A 14,683-nucleotide genomic window follows, 5' to 3' on the forward strand; every position below is an offset into this window, starting at 1 on the left:
AACCGGAACGGTGTCCAATCCGACGTGACGTGGGATTGGTCGGGGTAGAGGGATTCGAACCCCCGACATCCTGCTCCCAAAGCAGGCGCGCTACCAGACTGCGCTATACCCCGGTCTTGCAATCCCCTCGGGCCAGGCCCGGGGAGTCGTTCATTGTCGCCAAGCACATCGCGAACTGTCAACGCGGGCGGCTCCAGCCTGAAGTCTGCCACAGCGCCGTGCGTGGTCATCGGCTATGCTCGCGGTCATCGGCCGGATGGCCGTCCCGACCTTCATTCGCACGGAGAACACGCATGCGCAGCGGCAACCCGGCTCTTTCCGAGTCGACCTTCCTCGACCTCGCCAGCGGTTCGGTGGTGACCAGCCCCGACCAGGTGATGACCCTCAACGGCACCGCCAACAAGACCGGCATCCTGCTGCTGTTGACCGTGCTGACCGCGGCGTTCGCCTGGAGCCAGTCGGTCGACGAGTACGGCCAGATTTCCGGCAGCGCGAGCCTGTACGCCATTGGTGGCGCGATCGGCGGCCTGGTGCTGGCGCTGATCACCATCTTCAAGAAGGAATGGTCGCCGGTCACCGCGCCGATGTACGCGCTGGTCGAAGGCCTGTTCCTGGGCGCCGTGTCGGCCCTGTTCAACATGAAGTACCCGGGCATCGTGTTCCAGGCCGTGCTGCTGACCTTCGGCACCCTGGCCGCACTGCTGTTCGCATACCGCAGCGGCGTGATCAAGGCCACCGAGAACTTCAAGATGGGCGTGGTCGCTGCCACCGGCGGCATTGCCCTGCTCTACCTGGCCTCGTTCGTGCTGGGCTTCTTCAACATCAATGTGCCGGTGATCCACGACTCCAGCTGGCTGGGCATCGCCTTCAGCCTGTTCGTGGTGGTCGTGGCGGCGCTGAACCTGGTGCTGGACTTCGACTTCATCGAAACCGGCGTGGCCCAGCGCGCGCCGAAGTACATGGAGTGGTATGGCGCATTCGGCCTGATGGTGACCCTGGTCTGGCTGTACGTGGAATTCCTGCGCCTGCTGTCGAAGATCCAGCAGCGCTGAGTCCAGCCACGCCGAAAACGACAAGCCGCGATCCGCAAGGGTCGCGGTTTTTTTTGTGGGCCGCGCCTGCTCGACTGTTTCAGGCGGTAGAGTCGAGCACGCTCGACGCTACGGAACACGCCCCCCATGACCAACACCTTCCACAGCTACCGCCCGGCTGAAGGCCACCGCCTGCCGCATGACCCGTTCAACGCCATCATCGGCCCACGCCCGATCGGCTGGATTTCCAGCTGCGACGCGCAGGGCACGTTGAACCTGGCGCCCTACAGCTTCTTCAACGCCTTCAACTACACCCCACCGATCATCGGTTTCTCCAGCCAGGGCCGCAAAGACTCGCTGCGCAACATTGAAGCGACTGGCGAGTTCGTCTGGAACCTGGCCACGTTCGACCTGGCCGTGGCCATGAACGAAAGCTGCCGCGCGGTCGCACCGGATGTCGACGAGTTCACCCTCGCCGGCCTGACGCCGCTGGCATCCACGCAGGTCGCACCCCCACGTGTTGCACAGAGCCCGGTGAGCATGGAATGCCGCTGCACCCAGATCGTGCGCCTGCGCGATGCCGCCGGCCAGGACACCAACGGCTGGCTGGTGCTGGGCGAAGTGGTGGCGGTGCATATCGATGCACGGTTGCTGGTCGATGGCATCTACGACACCGCGGCAGCGGCGCCGATCCTGCGCGGTGGCGGGCCCGCCGACTACTTCCGCATCGGCGCCGAACATCGCTTCCGCATGTTCCGCCCGGCCTGAAGCTCAACCGGTTACGGTCACGCGAGCAGCACCGGCAGCGACGACGCTAGCAATGCGATGCCCGAGGCGGTCAACAGGCTCAGCACGATCTGCCGGAAGCGCGCCTCGCTGATGCCGATGTAGACGCGCGCACCCAACAGGGTCGGCACCAGCATGGCCGGTGCCACGATGGCGAAGTACGGCAGCATCTGCCGGCTCACCAGGCCGCTGCCGACATAGGTGGCCATGGTCACTGCCAGCATTGCCAGATTGAAGTTCTGGATGACCGCGCGCTGCTCGTCCTTGCCGAAGCCACGCAGCGTGCTCCACAACGTCGGCACCGGTCCGGCGAAACCGCCGATGCCGCTGAGCACGCCACCTGCCATGCCGGCGATCGCGTCACCGATACGACCACCCACGCGGATCGGCGGCAATGATCGCGCCATCAGCATCACCGGGCACCACAGCGCAAGGAAGCCACCCAGCAGCGCCTTGAACCAGTCCATGTCCAGCTGCGGCAACACCATCACGCCCAGCGGAATGCCCGCCAGCCCACCCAGCACGAACGGCAGCAGCAGGCGCAGATTGAATCCACGCCGCACGGTGAACACTGCCACCAGCTGACCGACCAGCGCGCCGAACACCGACAGCGTAGCCGCCAGGCGCGGCTCCAGCCCCCACGCCCAGAACGACATCGCCACCATCCCGAAGGCGAAACCGGACAGGCCCTGCACGAATCCGGCGACGATCGCGCCGAGCGCGACCAGCAGATACACCGACTCCATCACCACCTCGGCTGCAACCGCGCGACTACCCTGCCGCGCTCACCTGTGCAGCGTAGTGCGCCGCGAGATGCTCGACCAGCGCACGCACCTTGGGCGCCAGCGCACGTGCATGCGGATACAGCGCGAAGTAGCGTCGCTGGCCGGCATGCCAGGCCGGCAGCACGCGGATCAAACGACCGGTGCGCAGGTCCTCCTGCACGGTCAGCGCGGTGAACAGGCTGATGCCCATGCCGGCCAGCGCGGCGGCGTACAGTGCGGGCGTGGCATCCACGCGCAGGCGCTGCCCGGCTTCGATGTTCACGGTTGCGCCGCGCGGCCCCTGCAACTGCCAGGGCGGCATTGACGCCTTGGGACTGAAACCCAGCAGCGTGTGCTGTGCCAGGTCCGCTGCCTGCCGCGGCAGGCCGTAGCGCGCCAGGTAGGCCGGTGCGGCGACCAGGATGCGCGGGCAGCTGGCCAGTTCGCGCGCGACCAGCTGGCTGTCCGGCAATGAAGCCGCGATGCGCAGGGCCAGGTCGAAACCACCACCCACCACATCGACCAGCTGATCATCCGCCGACAGGTCCAGCGTGACCTGCGGGTAACGCTGCAGGAACGACGGCAGCCAGTGCGGCAGCTCCTGGCTGGCCACTACCTGCGGCACGCTGATCCGTACGCTGCCGCTGGGTTGCGCCTGCCCGGCACGGGCACGATCGTCGGCTTCCTGCAGGCGGTCCAGCAGCGTTGCCGCCTCACGGTAGTAATCGCGCCCGGCCTCGGTCAACGACAGCCGACGGCTGTTGCGATCGAGCAGGCGCACCTGCAGGTGTTCTTCCAACTGCCGCAATTGCCGCGACATCGCCGAGTGGGTGGTCCCCAGGCGTTCGGCGGCCGCAGTGAAACTACCCGCGTCGACGATGGCGCGCAGCGCACGCAGGGCGGCGAAGTGATCCATCGGCGGGCAGCTCCAGTGGCGGGGCCCGCGGCATGCGGGCCCCGCCAGCTTATCAAGCGCCGTCGCCAGCCTTGCGCACCGGCAGTGCCAGGATCGCGTCAGTCGTCATGACATCGCCGAAAGTGTCCTCGATCTGGGCCAGAGAGGCTTCATGCAGCGCGCGATGGCCGATGCGCTGGCCGCCGGCCAGGTCCAGGTCACGGCTGGCGCTGGCATCGGACGAGACGATCACCCGGTAGCCACGTGGCGCGGCCGCCGCATCGCGCGCAGCGCCGGCCACGCAGGCATGGGTCTGCAGGCCGGTGACGATCAGGGTGTCGATGCCGGCGCTCTTCAGCACCTGGTCGAGCACGGCGGCGGACGCGCCGGCGAACACACTGACGTTGTCCTTCTGCACCACGGTCTCGCCCTGGCGCGGCTGCAGGTCGCGATGGAAGGCAGCATTGACGCTACCCTGCGCGAACAGGGGTGCGCCGGCCGGAAGCACGTGCTGCACATGGATCACGCGGATGCCGTGGGCGTCGGCAAATTCGACCACCCGCTTCGCCTGCCGCAGCGCGGCCACGCCATCGGGGATGACCATGCGGCCACCGGCAAAGCCCGGTGCGGCCTTGGCATCGAAGTACTCATTCTGGAAGTCGATCACCAGCACGGCGGTCTTCGCCGCATCCAGCGAGGTCGCGACCGGCGCGCCGGCCATGTGGCGGATGGTGGGATGGGCCGGCTCGGCGGCGGCGACCGGGGCGGTGGCGGCCATGCCGATCAGGCTGGCCAGACCAAAGGCGGTGAGGTTCATGTTCAAGCTTCTGTGCGGTGGAAAGTGGGCACATGATGCGGAGCGCATGACGCACGAACCAGCCGCCTAGCGGCACATGATCTGTGCGAATTCTGGACAGACCGACGTTGTAGAGTCGAGCCATGCTCGACTGCTTTTCACGGCTACCCCGATCGAAGAGCCGTCGAGCATGGCTCGACGCTACAAGGGCGGGAAAACGCAACGGGGCGCCCGAAGGCGCCCCGCTGTGGATCCAACCGAGGTCGGCCGGCCGCTTACAGGCGGCTGGCGATGGCCTGGGCAAAGCTCATGGTGGTGCCGGTGCCGCCCAGGTCGCCGGTCAGCGAATCCTTGGCTTCCATGGTCGCCACGATGGCCTTGCGCAGGCGCTCGGCGTTCTCCGGCTGGCCGACATGGTCCAGCATCTGCGCGGCTGCCAGCAGCAGCGCGCACGGATTGGCCTTGCCCTGCCCGGCGATGTCCGGCGCGGTGCCGTGCACGGCTTCGAAGATCGCCGCGTCCTTGCCGATGTTGGCACCCGGGGCCAGGCCCAGGCCGCCGACCAGACCGGCGCACAGATCGGAGATGATGTCGCCGAACAGGTTGGTGGTGACGATCACGTCGAACTGTTCCGGACGCATCACCAGCTGCATGCAGCAGTTGTCGACGATCATTTCCTGGAATTCGATTTCCGGGTACTGCGCGGCCACTTCACGGGCGACGTTCAGGAACAGGCCCGAGGTCGACTTGATGATGTTGGCCTTGTGCACGGCGGTGACCTTCTTGCGGCCGGTGCTCTTGGCCAGCTCGAAGGCGTAGCGCACGATGCGCTCGGAGCCCTTGCGGGTGATGCGGGTGCCGGAGAAGGCGGTCTCGCCGTCGGCCGACACTTCCTGGCCTTCGGCCAGGTAGGCACCTTCGGTGTTCTCACGAACGGTGATCAGGTCGACGTTGTCGAAACGCGACTTGGTGTTCGGGAAGGTGTGGGCCGGACGCACGTTGGCGTACAGGTCGAAGTGGCGGCGCAGGCTGACGTTGATCGAGGTGAAGCCACCACCGACCGGGGTGGTCAGCGGGCTCTTCAGCGCGACCTTGTTGCGCGCGATCGATTCCAGGGTCACCGCCGGCATCAGGTCGCCGTGCTTTTCCAGGGCCACCAGGCCGGCGTCGGCGTCTTCGTACTCCAGGCCAGTCTTGAGCTGGTCGAGCACGAACAGGGTGGCGTCCATGATTTCCGGGCCAATGCCGTCGCCGCGGATGACCGTAATTTTCTGCGTCATTGATCGATGTTCCGAACAGGGGGAAAAACGCCGTCCGGACGTGCCCGGAAACGCCGGCGCAAAGGAAGTTTCACCGGCAATTATGCCTTAGCCGGGGCCGGCTACCCAAGTAGACCATGGTCCTGACCCCGGCAAAGGCATAATTGCCCGCGCATTCTTCCTCTACCCCCGCCTGTCGGCGCGCCCCTTCAACAAGAAGGGGCTCCTGGGCTGTTGGATTGCGGGGAAAGCCTCTCGCACGTTCGGTAGTGCCGGCCGCTGGCCGGCAACCCCGGCCATGTCGGGTTCAGGGGATGCCGGCCAACGGCCGGCACTACCCTCAATGCGCGTGCGCTTCCGGGGCGGCGGCGCCACCTTCGAGCTGGTCGAGGAAGTCGACCGCGCGGCGCAGGTGCGGGATCACGATGGAACCGCCGACCACCAGGCCGACCGAGAAGGTCTCGAAGAATTCCTCGCGGGTCACGCCGGCCTCCTTGCACTGCGCCACGTGGTAGCTGATGCAGTCGTCGCAGCGCAGCACCATCGAGGCCACCAGGCCCAGCAGTTCCTTGGTCTTCACGTCCAGCGCGCCGGCCTGGTAGGTCTGCGTGTCCAGCGCGAAGAAGCGGCGCACCACCTGGTTCGGCTCACCCAGGATCCGCTCGTTCATGCGCTTGCGGAACTCGGTGAACTCGGCGATACGGTCCTTGCTGCCGTCGTCGGCCGCGCTCATGCCTGGCCCTGCCCGGCCAGCAGCGGCTCGAGCTTGCCTTCACGGTGCAGGGCCATCATGTCGTCGTAGCCGCCGACATGGACGTCGCCGACGAAGATCTGCGGCACGCTGGTGCGGCGGGTCAGCGCCATCATCTTTTCGCGCTCGGCCGGGTCCAGGTCGATGCGGACCTCGGTCCACTGCTGGCCCTTGCTCTTCAGGAAGTTCTTGGCGGCCACGCAGTACGGGCAGACGGCGGTGGAATAGATGGTGATGGCGGGGGCACCGCCGGCGGTCTGGGCTGTCACGGGAAACTCCACGATGGATCGACGGTCTACATATGGTACCGGTGCGCTGGAATTTCCACGCCACGGCCGCAACACTGTGGATTAACGAATGGTTGCCCCCTGCCCTGCCACGCTTGGCGCGCCCCGCCCGAGGAACCCCTGCTTGCGAGCCCTGCTGCTGACTACCGCCGTCACCCTGGCCCTGGCCATGCCGCTGGCCCAGGCCCAGGAGAAGCTGCCCGACATCGGCTCCTCGGCCGGCGAGCTGCTGACCCCGGCCCGCCAGGCCGAGTACGGCGCGATGATGCTGCGCGAGCTGCGCAACTACGGCTACCTGCTGGAGGATCCGCTGGTCAACGACTGGCTGCAGACCATGGGCACCCGGCTCGGCTCCAACAGTGACCAGCCGCGGCAGCCATACACCTTCTTCGTGATGAACGACCGCCAGATCAACGCGTTCGCCACGCTGGGCGGCTACATCGGGGTCAATGCCGGACTGGTGCTGACCGCCGAGCGCGAGGACGAGGTCGCTGCGGTGCTGTCCCACGAAATCGCCCACGTCACCCAGCAGCATGTGCTGCGCGGTGTCGAACGCGCCCAGCGTGACCAGATTCCGATCCTGCTGGGCATGCTGGCCGCGGTGGTGGCCGCCCAGGCCAGCAACAGCACGTCGTCCGGCAACGCGACGATGGCCGCGATCAGCTCGGGCATGGGCCTGATGCAGCAACGGCAGATCAACTACACCCGGTCCAACGAGTCCGAGGCCGACCGCCTCGGCATCCGCACCCTGTCGCGCAGCGGCTACGACGTGGATGCCATGGCCGGCTTCTTCGAACGGATGTCGGCGGCCATGCGTGGCAACGAGGGGGGCTACAGCGTGCCCGAGTTCCTGCGCACCCACCCGGTCAACATCACCCGCATCAGCGAGGCCAAGGCCCGCGCCGAGCAGATGAAGAAGGATACGGTGCTGCTGACCACCAGCACCCCCACCGGCGAGCGCAAGGAGCGGGTGGACCCGGCCGATCCCAGCCTCGGCGAGCCGCTGCTGCGCGGCAACAACCCGCTGCTGCCCAGCAGTGTGCTGCGCCTGCCGATCGGCCAGCTCAACCGTGGCGCCAGCGGCGACTTCGACTGGGCGCGTGAGCGCCTGCGCGTGCTCAGCGCGGATTCCACCCCCGAGCTGGAACGCGAGTATGCCGACCTGGCCAAGCGGCAGAAGGACGGTCTCAACGATGCGCAGCGTTATGGCCAGGCACTGGCCGTCATGCGCGGTGGCCGCGCCGGCGCCGGCCAGGCCCGGCAGACCCTGGCCGGCCTGCTCCAGACCCATCCCGGCAACCTGTGGCTGGCGCTGGGCCTGGGCGAAGCGGAGTCGCGGGCGGGCCAGACCGCCCAGGCCAACAGCCGCTTCGAGCAACTGCTGCGCGAACACCCCAACAGCCGCCCGGTGGCACTGACCTATGCCGAGATCCTGAACGAACAGGGCAACCGCGAGGCCGGCCAGCGCGCGCAGGCGATGCTGCGCCCCCTGTTGTCGCAAAGCGGTAACGATCCGGTCTTCCAGCAGCGCTTTGCCCGCGCCAGCGAGCTGGCCGGCGACAGCGTACGTGCCAGCGAGGCCTATGCCGAGGCGGCCTTCCTCAGCGGGCGGCCGGAACAGGCGCTGATGCAGCTGCAGGCGCTCAAGCGCAATCCGGCGCTGGATTACATCGGCCGCGCGCGGGTCGACGCCCGCATCGAATCGATCACCCCGACCGTGCTGGAGCTGCGCCGCCAGGGCGTGCAGGACCCGGACCTGGACCGCCGCTGAGCGCTGCATGACCGGCCGATGGCAATCCAGGCCGGTTCCGGCCGGGTAGTCACAAACATGTCATCAAACCGTAGTCTACTGGCACCACTCCAGTAACCGAGCCCTACGGTGTCCTCGTGCAGAAACGCATCCTGATCGTCGATGACGAGCCCGCGATCCGTGAAATGGTCGCCTTCGCCCTTCGCAAGGGCGATTACGAACCGGTCCACGCCGGCGATGCCCGGGAGGCCCAAACCGCGATCGCCGACCGCGTTCCGGACCTGATCCTGCTGGACTGGATGCTGCCCGGCACCAGCGGCCTGGACCTGGCCCGCCGCTGGCGCAAGGAAACGCTGACCCGCGAAGTGCCGATCATCATGCTGACCGCCCGTGGCGAAGAGAACGACCGCGTCGGTGGCCTTGAAGCCGGCGTCGACGACTACGTGGTCAAGCCGTTCTCGGCGCGCGAACTGCTGGCCCGCATCCGTGCGGTCATGCGCCGCGCCCGCGAGGATGACGAGGACGGCAGCGTGGCGGTCGGCCCGATCCGCATCGACGGTGCCGCGCACCGCGTGTTCGCCAACGACCAGCCGGTGCCGATCGGCCCTACCGAATACCGCCTGCTGCACTTCTTCATGACCCACCCGGAGCGCGTCTATACCCGCGCGCAGCTGCTGGACCATGTGTGGGGCGGCAGCGTGTACGTGGAGGAGCGCACCATCGACGTGCACATCCGCCGCCTGCGCAAGACGCTGGAACCGTTCAACGCCGAGAACATGGTGCAGACCGTGCGCGGCGCCGGGTACCGCTTCTCTACTGCCACCTGAGTCTCGTCGTGCCGGCACCGCGCACCTGCGGGTGCCGGTGCCGGCAACTCTGCTATAACCCTCGGTTCACCCCAGTGAACCGCCGCACCTCAACGACGAGACCGCAATGCCCCGCCACATCCGCTCTGCCTGGTTGAAGACCCTGGCCACCGTTGCCGCGGTACTGCTGTTCGCCGGACTGGTGGGGTGGTTCACGGGCCATCTGTGGTTGTGCATCGCGCTGGGCGCGCTGGCCACCCTGGCCTGGCATTACTGGCGCCTGCGCAGCGTGCTGCGCCGCCTGACCGCACGCCAGCGCTGGGACACCGCCGAAGAAGGCACCGGCGTCTGGAACGAACTGGACCGCCTGCTGTACCGCAACCAGGTGGAAATGCGCGTGCGCAAGCGCCGCCTGCTGGACATGCTGCGCAGCTACCGCGCAGCCGCCGCCGCACTGCCCGATGCGGTGGTGGTGCTGGACCGCAACAGCCAGCGCGTGCAGTGGTTCAACGAAGCGGCCACCGCCCTGCTCGGCCTGCACCATCCCGGCGACCTCGGCGAAGCCCTGGTCGAACGCCTGCAGCCGATGCCGCTGGCCCACTGGCTGGCCGGGGGCCGCAACGCCGAACCGATCCTGGACGTGCCTTCGCCGGTCGACCCGGCGATCCGCCTGAACCTGCGCCTGATTCCCTATTCGTCGGATTACTGGCTGCTGATCGCCCGCGACGTCAGCAAACTGCTGCGCCTGGAACAGGTGCGCCGCGACTTCGTGGCCAACGTTTCACACGAACTGCGCACGCCGCTCACCGTTGTCCACGGCTACCTGGACATGATGGACCCGGAGGATTTCCCGGGAACCGGACCGATGCTGGAAGAAATGCGCAAGCAGAGCCAGCGCATGGCCCAGCTGGTGGAAGACCTGCTGACGCTGTCGCGCCTCGAATCGCAGGAACACAGCGAGGAAGAGACCGTGGCCATGCAGCCGATGCTGGCGACGCTGCGCCGCGAGGCCGAGGCGCACAGCCAGGGCCGCCACCAGATCAGCATCGACGACCTCGCCGGTGTCGACCTGCAGGGTTCGACCAAGGAACTGCACAGCGCCTTCTCCAACCTGGTCACCAACGCGGTGCGCTACACCCCGGCCGGGGGCCGCATCGCGGTGGAGTTCCGCCGCGAAGGCGACGGCGCGGTGCTGGCGGTGCGCGATTCCGGCTACGGCATCCCGGCCACCCACCTGCCGCGCCTGACCGAACGTTTCTACCGCGTGTCCAGCAGCCGCTCGCGCGAGAGCGGCGGCACCGGGCTGGGCCTGTCCATCGTCAAGCACATCCTCGGCCTGCATCACGCACGGCTGGAGATTGAAAGCGAAGTCGGCAAGGGCTCGGTGTTCTCCTGCCATTTCGATGCCGACCACGTGCGCCCGCGCGAGTCCGCCCCCCTGACCTCCATCGAAGAATGACGCCATGAGCAGCCTCGGATCCCTCCCCCTCCCCGTGAGCCCGGACAACGATCCGTTGCGCGACCCGGCGCTGTACATCAACCGCGAGCTGTCGCAGCTGGATTTCAACTTCCGCGTGCTGGCGCAGGCGATGGACCCGCAGGTGCCGCTGCTGGAACGCCTGCGCTTCATGTGCATCTCCTGCACCAACCTCGACGAGTTCTTCGAGATCCGCGCCGCCGCCGTGCGCCACGCGCAGGAATTCGGCCTGCCGCCGGCGCCGGACGGCATGAGCCCGCAGACCATCCTCACCGCCATCCATGACCGCGCTGCGGAGCTGGTGGACCAGCAGTACCGCTGCTGGAACGAGACGCTGCGCCCGGCGCTGATGGATGCCGGCATCGGCGTGCTCGGCCGCCATTCCTGGACCGACCGCCAGAAGCGCTGGCTGCGCGCCTACTTCCGCAACGAGATCATGCCGGTGCTGTCGCCGCTGGGCCTGGACCCGGTGCACCCGTTCCCGAAGATCCTCAACAAGTCGCTGAACATCGTGGTGGTGCTGAAGGGCACCGACGCGTTCGGCCGCGCCGGCCACCTGGCCATCGTGCGTGCGCCGCGCTCGCTGCCGCGCATCATCCAGCTGCCGGAGAAGCTCGGCGGGCCGCAGAACTTCGTATTCCTGTCCTCGGTGCTGTCGACCTTCGTCGATGAGCTGTTCCCGGGCATGGAAGTCCAGGGCGCCTACCAGTTCCGCGTCACCCGCAACTCCGAACTGGTGGTGGACGAGGAGGAAGTGGAGAACCTGGCGCTGGCACTGCGTGACGAGCTGGTCGACCGCGGCTACCGGCCGGCGGTACGCCTGGAGATCGCCCACGACATGCCGCGCGAGATCGTGCGCACCCTGCTGCAGAATTTCGGCCTGACCGAGAACGCGGTGTATCGCATCGACGGCCCGGTCAACCTCAACCGCATCATCCAGCTGTACGACCTGATCGCGCAGCCGGACCTGAAGTACCCGCCGATGACCCCGCGCACGCTGCGCGACAGCGACGGCATCTTCGAGACCACGGCGCGCCAGGACCTGCTGCTGCACCACCCGTTCGATGCCTTCACCGCAGTGCTGGACCTGATCCGGCAGGCGGCGATCGACCCCAACGTGCTGGCGATCAAGCAGACCCTGTACCGCACCGGCAAGGATTCGCTGATCGTCGACGCACTGATCCAGGCCGCGCGCAACGGCAAGGACGTGACCGTGGTGGTCGAACTGCGCGCACGCTTCGACGAAGAAGCCAACCTCGGCCTGGCCGATCGCCTGCAGGAGGCCGGCGTGCAGGTGGTGTACGGCGTGGTCGGCTACAAGACCCACGCCAAGATGCTGCTGATCGTGCGCCGCGAAGGCCGCAAGCTGCGCCGCTACGTGCACCTGGGTACCGGCAACTACCACAGCGGTACCGCCCGCGCGTACACCGACATCAGCCTGATCACCGCCGATGCGGACATCGGCAACGACGTGCACCTGCTGTTCCAGCAGCTGTCCGGGCTGGCCTCGAAGATGAAGCTCAAGCGCCTGCTGCAGTCGCCCTTCACCCTGCACACCGGCATCCTCGGCCGCATCGAGCGCGAGACGCGCATCGCCGCCGCCGGCCGTCCGGCGCGGATCATCGCCAAGATGAACGCACTGAACGAACCGCAGGTGGTGCGCGCGCTGTATGCCGCGTCGCAGGCCGGCGTGCAGATCGACCTGATCATCCGCGGCGCCTGCACCCTGCGCCCGCGCGTGCCGGGTGTATCGGACAACATCCGCGTGCGCTCGATCGTCGGCCGCTTCCTGGAGCACAGCCGCGTCTACTGGTTCGGCAACGACGGCGCGCCGGAGATGTACTGCGCCAGCGCCGACTGGCTGGAACGCAACCTGCTGCGCCGGGTCGAGACCTGCTTCCCGATCCTCGACCCGGAACTGGCCAAGCGGGTGTACCGCGAGGTCCTGCAGAACTACCTGGACGACAACCTCAACGCCTGGGAACTGGACGCCGACGGCGTCTACCACAAGCGTGCACCGGCCCATGACGAGGCACCGCATTCGGCACAGATGGCGTTGATGCAGGGTCTGTAACCCGGTGTGTCGACCAAGGTCGACACCTACCAGGAGCGGTAGGCACCCACCATCAGGTCGCAGAGAACTGTCGAAGGCGGGGTGGGTCCGGTGGCAGGGGTGTGAGCCGCATGGATGCGGCGACCAAGCCCCCATGGACGGGTTCACGGCGTCCCCTGCCACCGGACCCGCCCCGCCATCCCACGGATAGCCCGCTGTTGCTGTTGCTGCTGTTGCCGTTGATTCGGCGGGTGCAGGGCGCAGCCCTGCCGCACTCCCCTCCTACAAAATGTGAAGGCCGCGCGGTGACGAGTACACCGCCCCTTCGGCTAACATTCGTCCATGCCGCATACCACCACGACTCCGCCCGCATTGCAGGATGGCGACCTGCTGGCCGCCATCGACCTTGGCTCCAACAGTTTCCACATGGTCATCGCGCGCTACACGCTTGGCCAGCTGCGGGTGATCGACCGCCTGCGCGAGACCGTGCGCATGGCCGATGGGCTGGATGGCAAGGGTGGACTCTCCGCCGCAGCCCGCCAGCGCGCACTGGAATGCCTGGCCCGCTTCGGCCAGCGCATCCGCAATGTGCCGCCGCACCGGGTGCGCGCCCTGGCCACCAACACCGTGCGCCAGCTGCGCTCGCCGCAATCGTTCCTGGTCCCGGCCGAAACCGCACTGGGGCATGCCATCGAAGTGGTCAGCGGCCGCGAAGAAGCGCGCCTGATCTACCTGGGCGTGGCCCACGCGCAACCGCCCAAGCCCGGCCAGCGCCGGCTGGTGATCGACATCGGTGGCGGCTCCACTGAATTCATCATCGGCATGGGCATGCAGACCCTGGAGCGCGAAAGCCTGCAGGCCGGTTGCATCGCCAGCACCCGGCGCTTCTTCCCCGGCGGCAAGCTGAGCAAGAAGCGCTGGAAGGACGCGCTGGCCGAGATCGGCCGCGAGTTCCAGCCCTTCGCCAGCAAGTACCGCGCGCTGGGCTGGCAGGAAGCGCTGGGCTCTTCGGGCACGCACAAGGCGATCAGCGAGATCTGCGCGACGATGAAGCTGAGCAAGGGCGCGATCACTGCCGAGGCCCTGCCGCAGCTGCGCGATGAACTGCTGAAGGCCAAGAAGATCGACGACATCCAGTTGCCGGGCCTGTCCAGCGACCGCCGCCCGATCATCGCCGGCGGCATCCTGGTGCTGGAAGCGGCGTTCCAGGCGCTGGGCCTGCAGAAGCTGCTGGTCAGCAAGGCGGCGATGCGCGAAGGCATCCTGTATGACATCGTCGGCCGCGCCGCCGAGAACGACCTGCGTGATGAATCGGTCGCTGCGCTCAGCCAGCGCTATGGCATCGATACGGTGCAGGCCGACCGCGTGCAGGACACCGCCCTGTCACTGCTGGAGCAGGTACAGGAACGCTGGCGGCTTGATGCCGACGATGCGCGCATGCTCGGCTGGGCCGCGCGCCTGCACGAGCTGGGCCTGATGATCGCGCACAGCGGCTACCACGTGCATGGCAGCTATGTGCTGGAACACTCGGATATCGCCGGCTTCTCGCGCCAGGAGCAGCAGATGCTGGCGGCACTGGTGCGCAGCCACCGCCGCAGCGTGACCAAGACCGCTTTCGACGCCCTGCCCGAACGCCTGCTGCTGACCGCACGCCGGCTGGCGGCCCTGCTGCGCCTTGCGGTGCTGCTCAACCGCGCGCATGAGGACGACCCGCTGCCGGTGCTGGAATTGACCGCCGACGACAACCGGCTGTCGCTGATCGTGCCGCAGGCCTTCATCGATGCCCGTCCGCTGCTGCGCGCCGACCTGATCGGCGAGACCGACGGGATCGCCGGGCTGGGCATCCAGTTCCGTCCGTTCGTGGCCTGAATACGCTGTCCCCTGTTGTCCACAGGACAGCAGGGGTGACGCACTTCGCACCCCTACTTTGCGCAGTCTGGCGGTTTTTTGTGCTGCTTCGCAACACAACGGCGCGGTACGGGGAGTCGCCACCATTACGTAAGCGCCTGCTTTTGTTCACGTTTCGTG

At 67.4% G+C, this 14,683-nt stretch carries 13 protein-coding genes and 1 tRNA gene; 7 read left to right on the forward strand and 7 right to left on the reverse strand.

Features of this window, described 5'->3' with window-relative positions; genetic code table 11:
• Positions 1-36: 36 nt before the first annotated feature.
• Positions 37-113: transfer RNA gene (locus tag BKE09_RS06745), tRNA-Pro, on the reverse strand.
• A 180-nt stretch (positions 114-293) separates the two neighbouring features.
• On the opposite strand from BKE09_RS06745, the gene BKE09_RS06750 reads away from it, so the two are divergent.
• Positions 294-1,052, forward strand: coding sequence for a Bax inhibitor-1/YccA family protein (locus BKE09_RS06750; RefSeq protein ID WP_049446684.1), 759 nt, complete (start codon positions 294-296; stop codon positions 1,050-1,052).
• Between the two features lie 126 nt (positions 1,053-1,178).
• Positions 1,179-1,799 carry a flavin reductase family protein gene (locus BKE09_RS06755; RefSeq protein ID WP_075675247.1) on the forward strand — a complete coding sequence of 207 codons (621 nt, stop codon included), beginning with the start codon at positions 1,179-1,181 and terminating at the stop codon, positions 1,797-1,799.
• A gap of 17 nt (positions 1,800-1,816) precedes the next feature.
• On the opposite strand, the gene BKE09_RS06760 is transcribed toward BKE09_RS06755, so the two are convergent.
• From BKE09_RS06760 to grxC, 6 genes are all read right to left on the reverse strand, one after another.
• Positions 1,817-2,563 carry a sulfite exporter TauE/SafE family protein gene (locus BKE09_RS06760; protein WP_075675248.1) on the reverse strand — a complete coding sequence of 249 codons (747 nt, stop codon included), beginning with the start codon at positions 2,561-2,563 and terminating at the stop codon, positions 1,817-1,819.
• Positions 2,564-2,588: 25 nt separating this feature from the next.
• Positions 2,589-3,497, reverse strand: coding sequence for a LysR family transcriptional regulator (locus tag BKE09_RS06765; RefSeq protein ID WP_075675249.1), 909 nt, complete (start codon positions 3,495-3,497; stop codon positions 2,589-2,591).
• A 52-nt stretch (positions 3,498-3,549) separates the two neighbouring features.
• Positions 3,550-4,293 carry a cysteine hydrolase gene (locus BKE09_RS06770; protein WP_075675250.1) on the reverse strand — a complete coding sequence of 248 codons (744 nt, stop codon included), beginning with the start codon at positions 4,291-4,293 and terminating at the stop codon, positions 3,550-3,552.
• Between the two features lie 254 nt (positions 4,294-4,547).
• Positions 4,548-5,552, reverse strand: coding sequence for an isocitrate dehydrogenase (locus tag BKE09_RS06775; RefSeq protein WP_014036138.1), 1,005 nt, complete (start codon positions 5,550-5,552; stop codon positions 4,548-4,550).
• A gap of 319 nt (positions 5,553-5,871) precedes the next feature.
• Entirely contained in the window at positions 5,872-6,264 is a 393-nt protein-coding gene (locus tag BKE09_RS06780) for a carboxymuconolactone decarboxylase family protein (RefSeq protein ID WP_075675251.1), read from the reverse strand.
• A complete protein-coding gene (gene grxC / locus BKE09_RS06785; RefSeq protein ID WP_004154541.1) occupies positions 6,261-6,551 on the reverse strand; it encodes a glutaredoxin 3 in 291 nt (96 codons plus the stop codon). Before grxC ends, BKE09_RS06780 begins: the two co-directional genes overlap by 4 nt.
• A gap of 88 nt (positions 6,552-6,639) precedes the next feature.
• Between grxC and BKE09_RS06790 the strand changes: the two genes are divergently transcribed.
• The 5 genes from BKE09_RS06790 (at position 6,640) to ppx (ending at position 14,524) form a co-directional block, all read left to right on the forward strand.
• Positions 6,640-8,340 (forward strand): M48 family metalloprotease, encoded by a 1,701-nt coding sequence (locus BKE09_RS06790; protein WP_170871731.1) that lies wholly within the window; start codon positions 6,640-6,642, stop codon positions 8,338-8,340.
• Positions 8,341-8,456: 116 nt separating this feature from the next.
• Positions 8,457-9,146 carry a phosphate regulon transcriptional regulator PhoB gene (gene phoB / locus BKE09_RS06795; protein ID WP_005408258.1) on the forward strand — a complete coding sequence of 230 codons (690 nt, stop codon included), beginning with the start codon at positions 8,457-8,459 and terminating at the stop codon, positions 9,144-9,146.
• Between the two features lie 106 nt (positions 9,147-9,252).
• The gene (phoR, locus tag BKE09_RS06800) at positions 9,253-10,584 is read left to right on the forward strand and encodes a phosphate regulon sensor histidine kinase PhoR (protein ID WP_005415460.1); all 1,332 of its coding nucleotides are present in this window, start codon (positions 9,253-9,255) and stop codon (positions 10,582-10,584) included.
• A gap of 4 nt (positions 10,585-10,588) precedes the next feature.
• Positions 10,589-12,676 (forward strand): polyphosphate kinase 1, encoded by a 2,088-nt coding sequence (gene ppk1 / locus BKE09_RS06805; protein ID WP_075675253.1) that lies wholly within the window; start codon positions 10,589-10,591, stop codon positions 12,674-12,676.
• A 321-nt stretch (positions 12,677-12,997) separates the two neighbouring features.
• Positions 12,998-14,524, forward strand: coding sequence for an exopolyphosphatase (gene ppx, locus BKE09_RS06810; RefSeq protein ID WP_075675254.1), 1,527 nt, complete (start codon positions 12,998-13,000; stop codon positions 14,522-14,524).
• Positions 14,525-14,683: the final 159 nt, after the last annotated feature.

Origin of the sequence: Stenotrophomonas sp. TD3, from assembly GCF_001939825.1 — a bacterium.
In the GTDB taxonomy this organism is placed as follows: domain Bacteria; phylum Pseudomonadota; class Gammaproteobacteria; order Xanthomonadales; family Xanthomonadaceae; genus Stenotrophomonas.

What these genes read in the sequence shown, in the direction of transcription:
- ppx (WP_075675254.1), top strand. Translation starts at nt 12,998, where the DNA reads ATGCCGCATACCACCACGACTCCGCCCGCATTGCAGGATGGCGACCTG.
- BKE09_RS06770 (WP_075675250.1), bottom strand. Translation starts at nt 4,293, where the DNA reads ATGAACCTCACCGCCTTTGGTCTGGCCAGCCTGATCGGCATGGCCGCC.
- BKE09_RS06775 (WP_014036138.1), bottom strand. Translation starts at nt 5,552, where the DNA reads ATGACGCAGAAAATTACGGTCATCCGCGGCGACGGCATTGGCCCGGAA.
- BKE09_RS06760 (WP_075675248.1), bottom strand. Translation starts at nt 2,563, where the DNA reads ATGGAGTCGGTGTATCTGCTGGTCGCGCTCGGCGCGATCGTCGCCGGA.
- BKE09_RS06780 (WP_075675251.1), bottom strand. Translation starts at nt 6,264, where the DNA reads ATGAGCGCGGCCGACGACGGCAGCAAGGACCGTATCGCCGAGTTCACC.
- BKE09_RS06765 (WP_075675249.1), bottom strand. Translation starts at nt 3,497, where the DNA reads ATGGATCACTTCGCCGCCCTGCGTGCGCTGCGCGCCATCGTCGACGCG.
- BKE09_RS06790 (WP_170871731.1), top strand. Translation starts at nt 6,640, where the DNA reads ATGGTTGCCCCCTGCCCTGCCACGCTTGGCGCGCCCCGCCCGAGGAAC.
- ppk1 (WP_075675253.1), top strand. Translation starts at nt 10,589, where the DNA reads ATGAGCAGCCTCGGATCCCTCCCCCTCCCCGTGAGCCCGGACAACGAT.
- BKE09_RS06750 (WP_049446684.1), top strand. Translation starts at nt 294, where the DNA reads ATGCGCAGCGGCAACCCGGCTCTTTCCGAGTCGACCTTCCTCGACCTC.
- BKE09_RS06755 (WP_075675247.1), top strand. Translation starts at nt 1,179, where the DNA reads ATGACCAACACCTTCCACAGCTACCGCCCGGCTGAAGGCCACCGCCTG.
- phoR (WP_005415460.1), top strand. Translation starts at nt 9,253, where the DNA reads ATGCCCCGCCACATCCGCTCTGCCTGGTTGAAGACCCTGGCCACCGTT.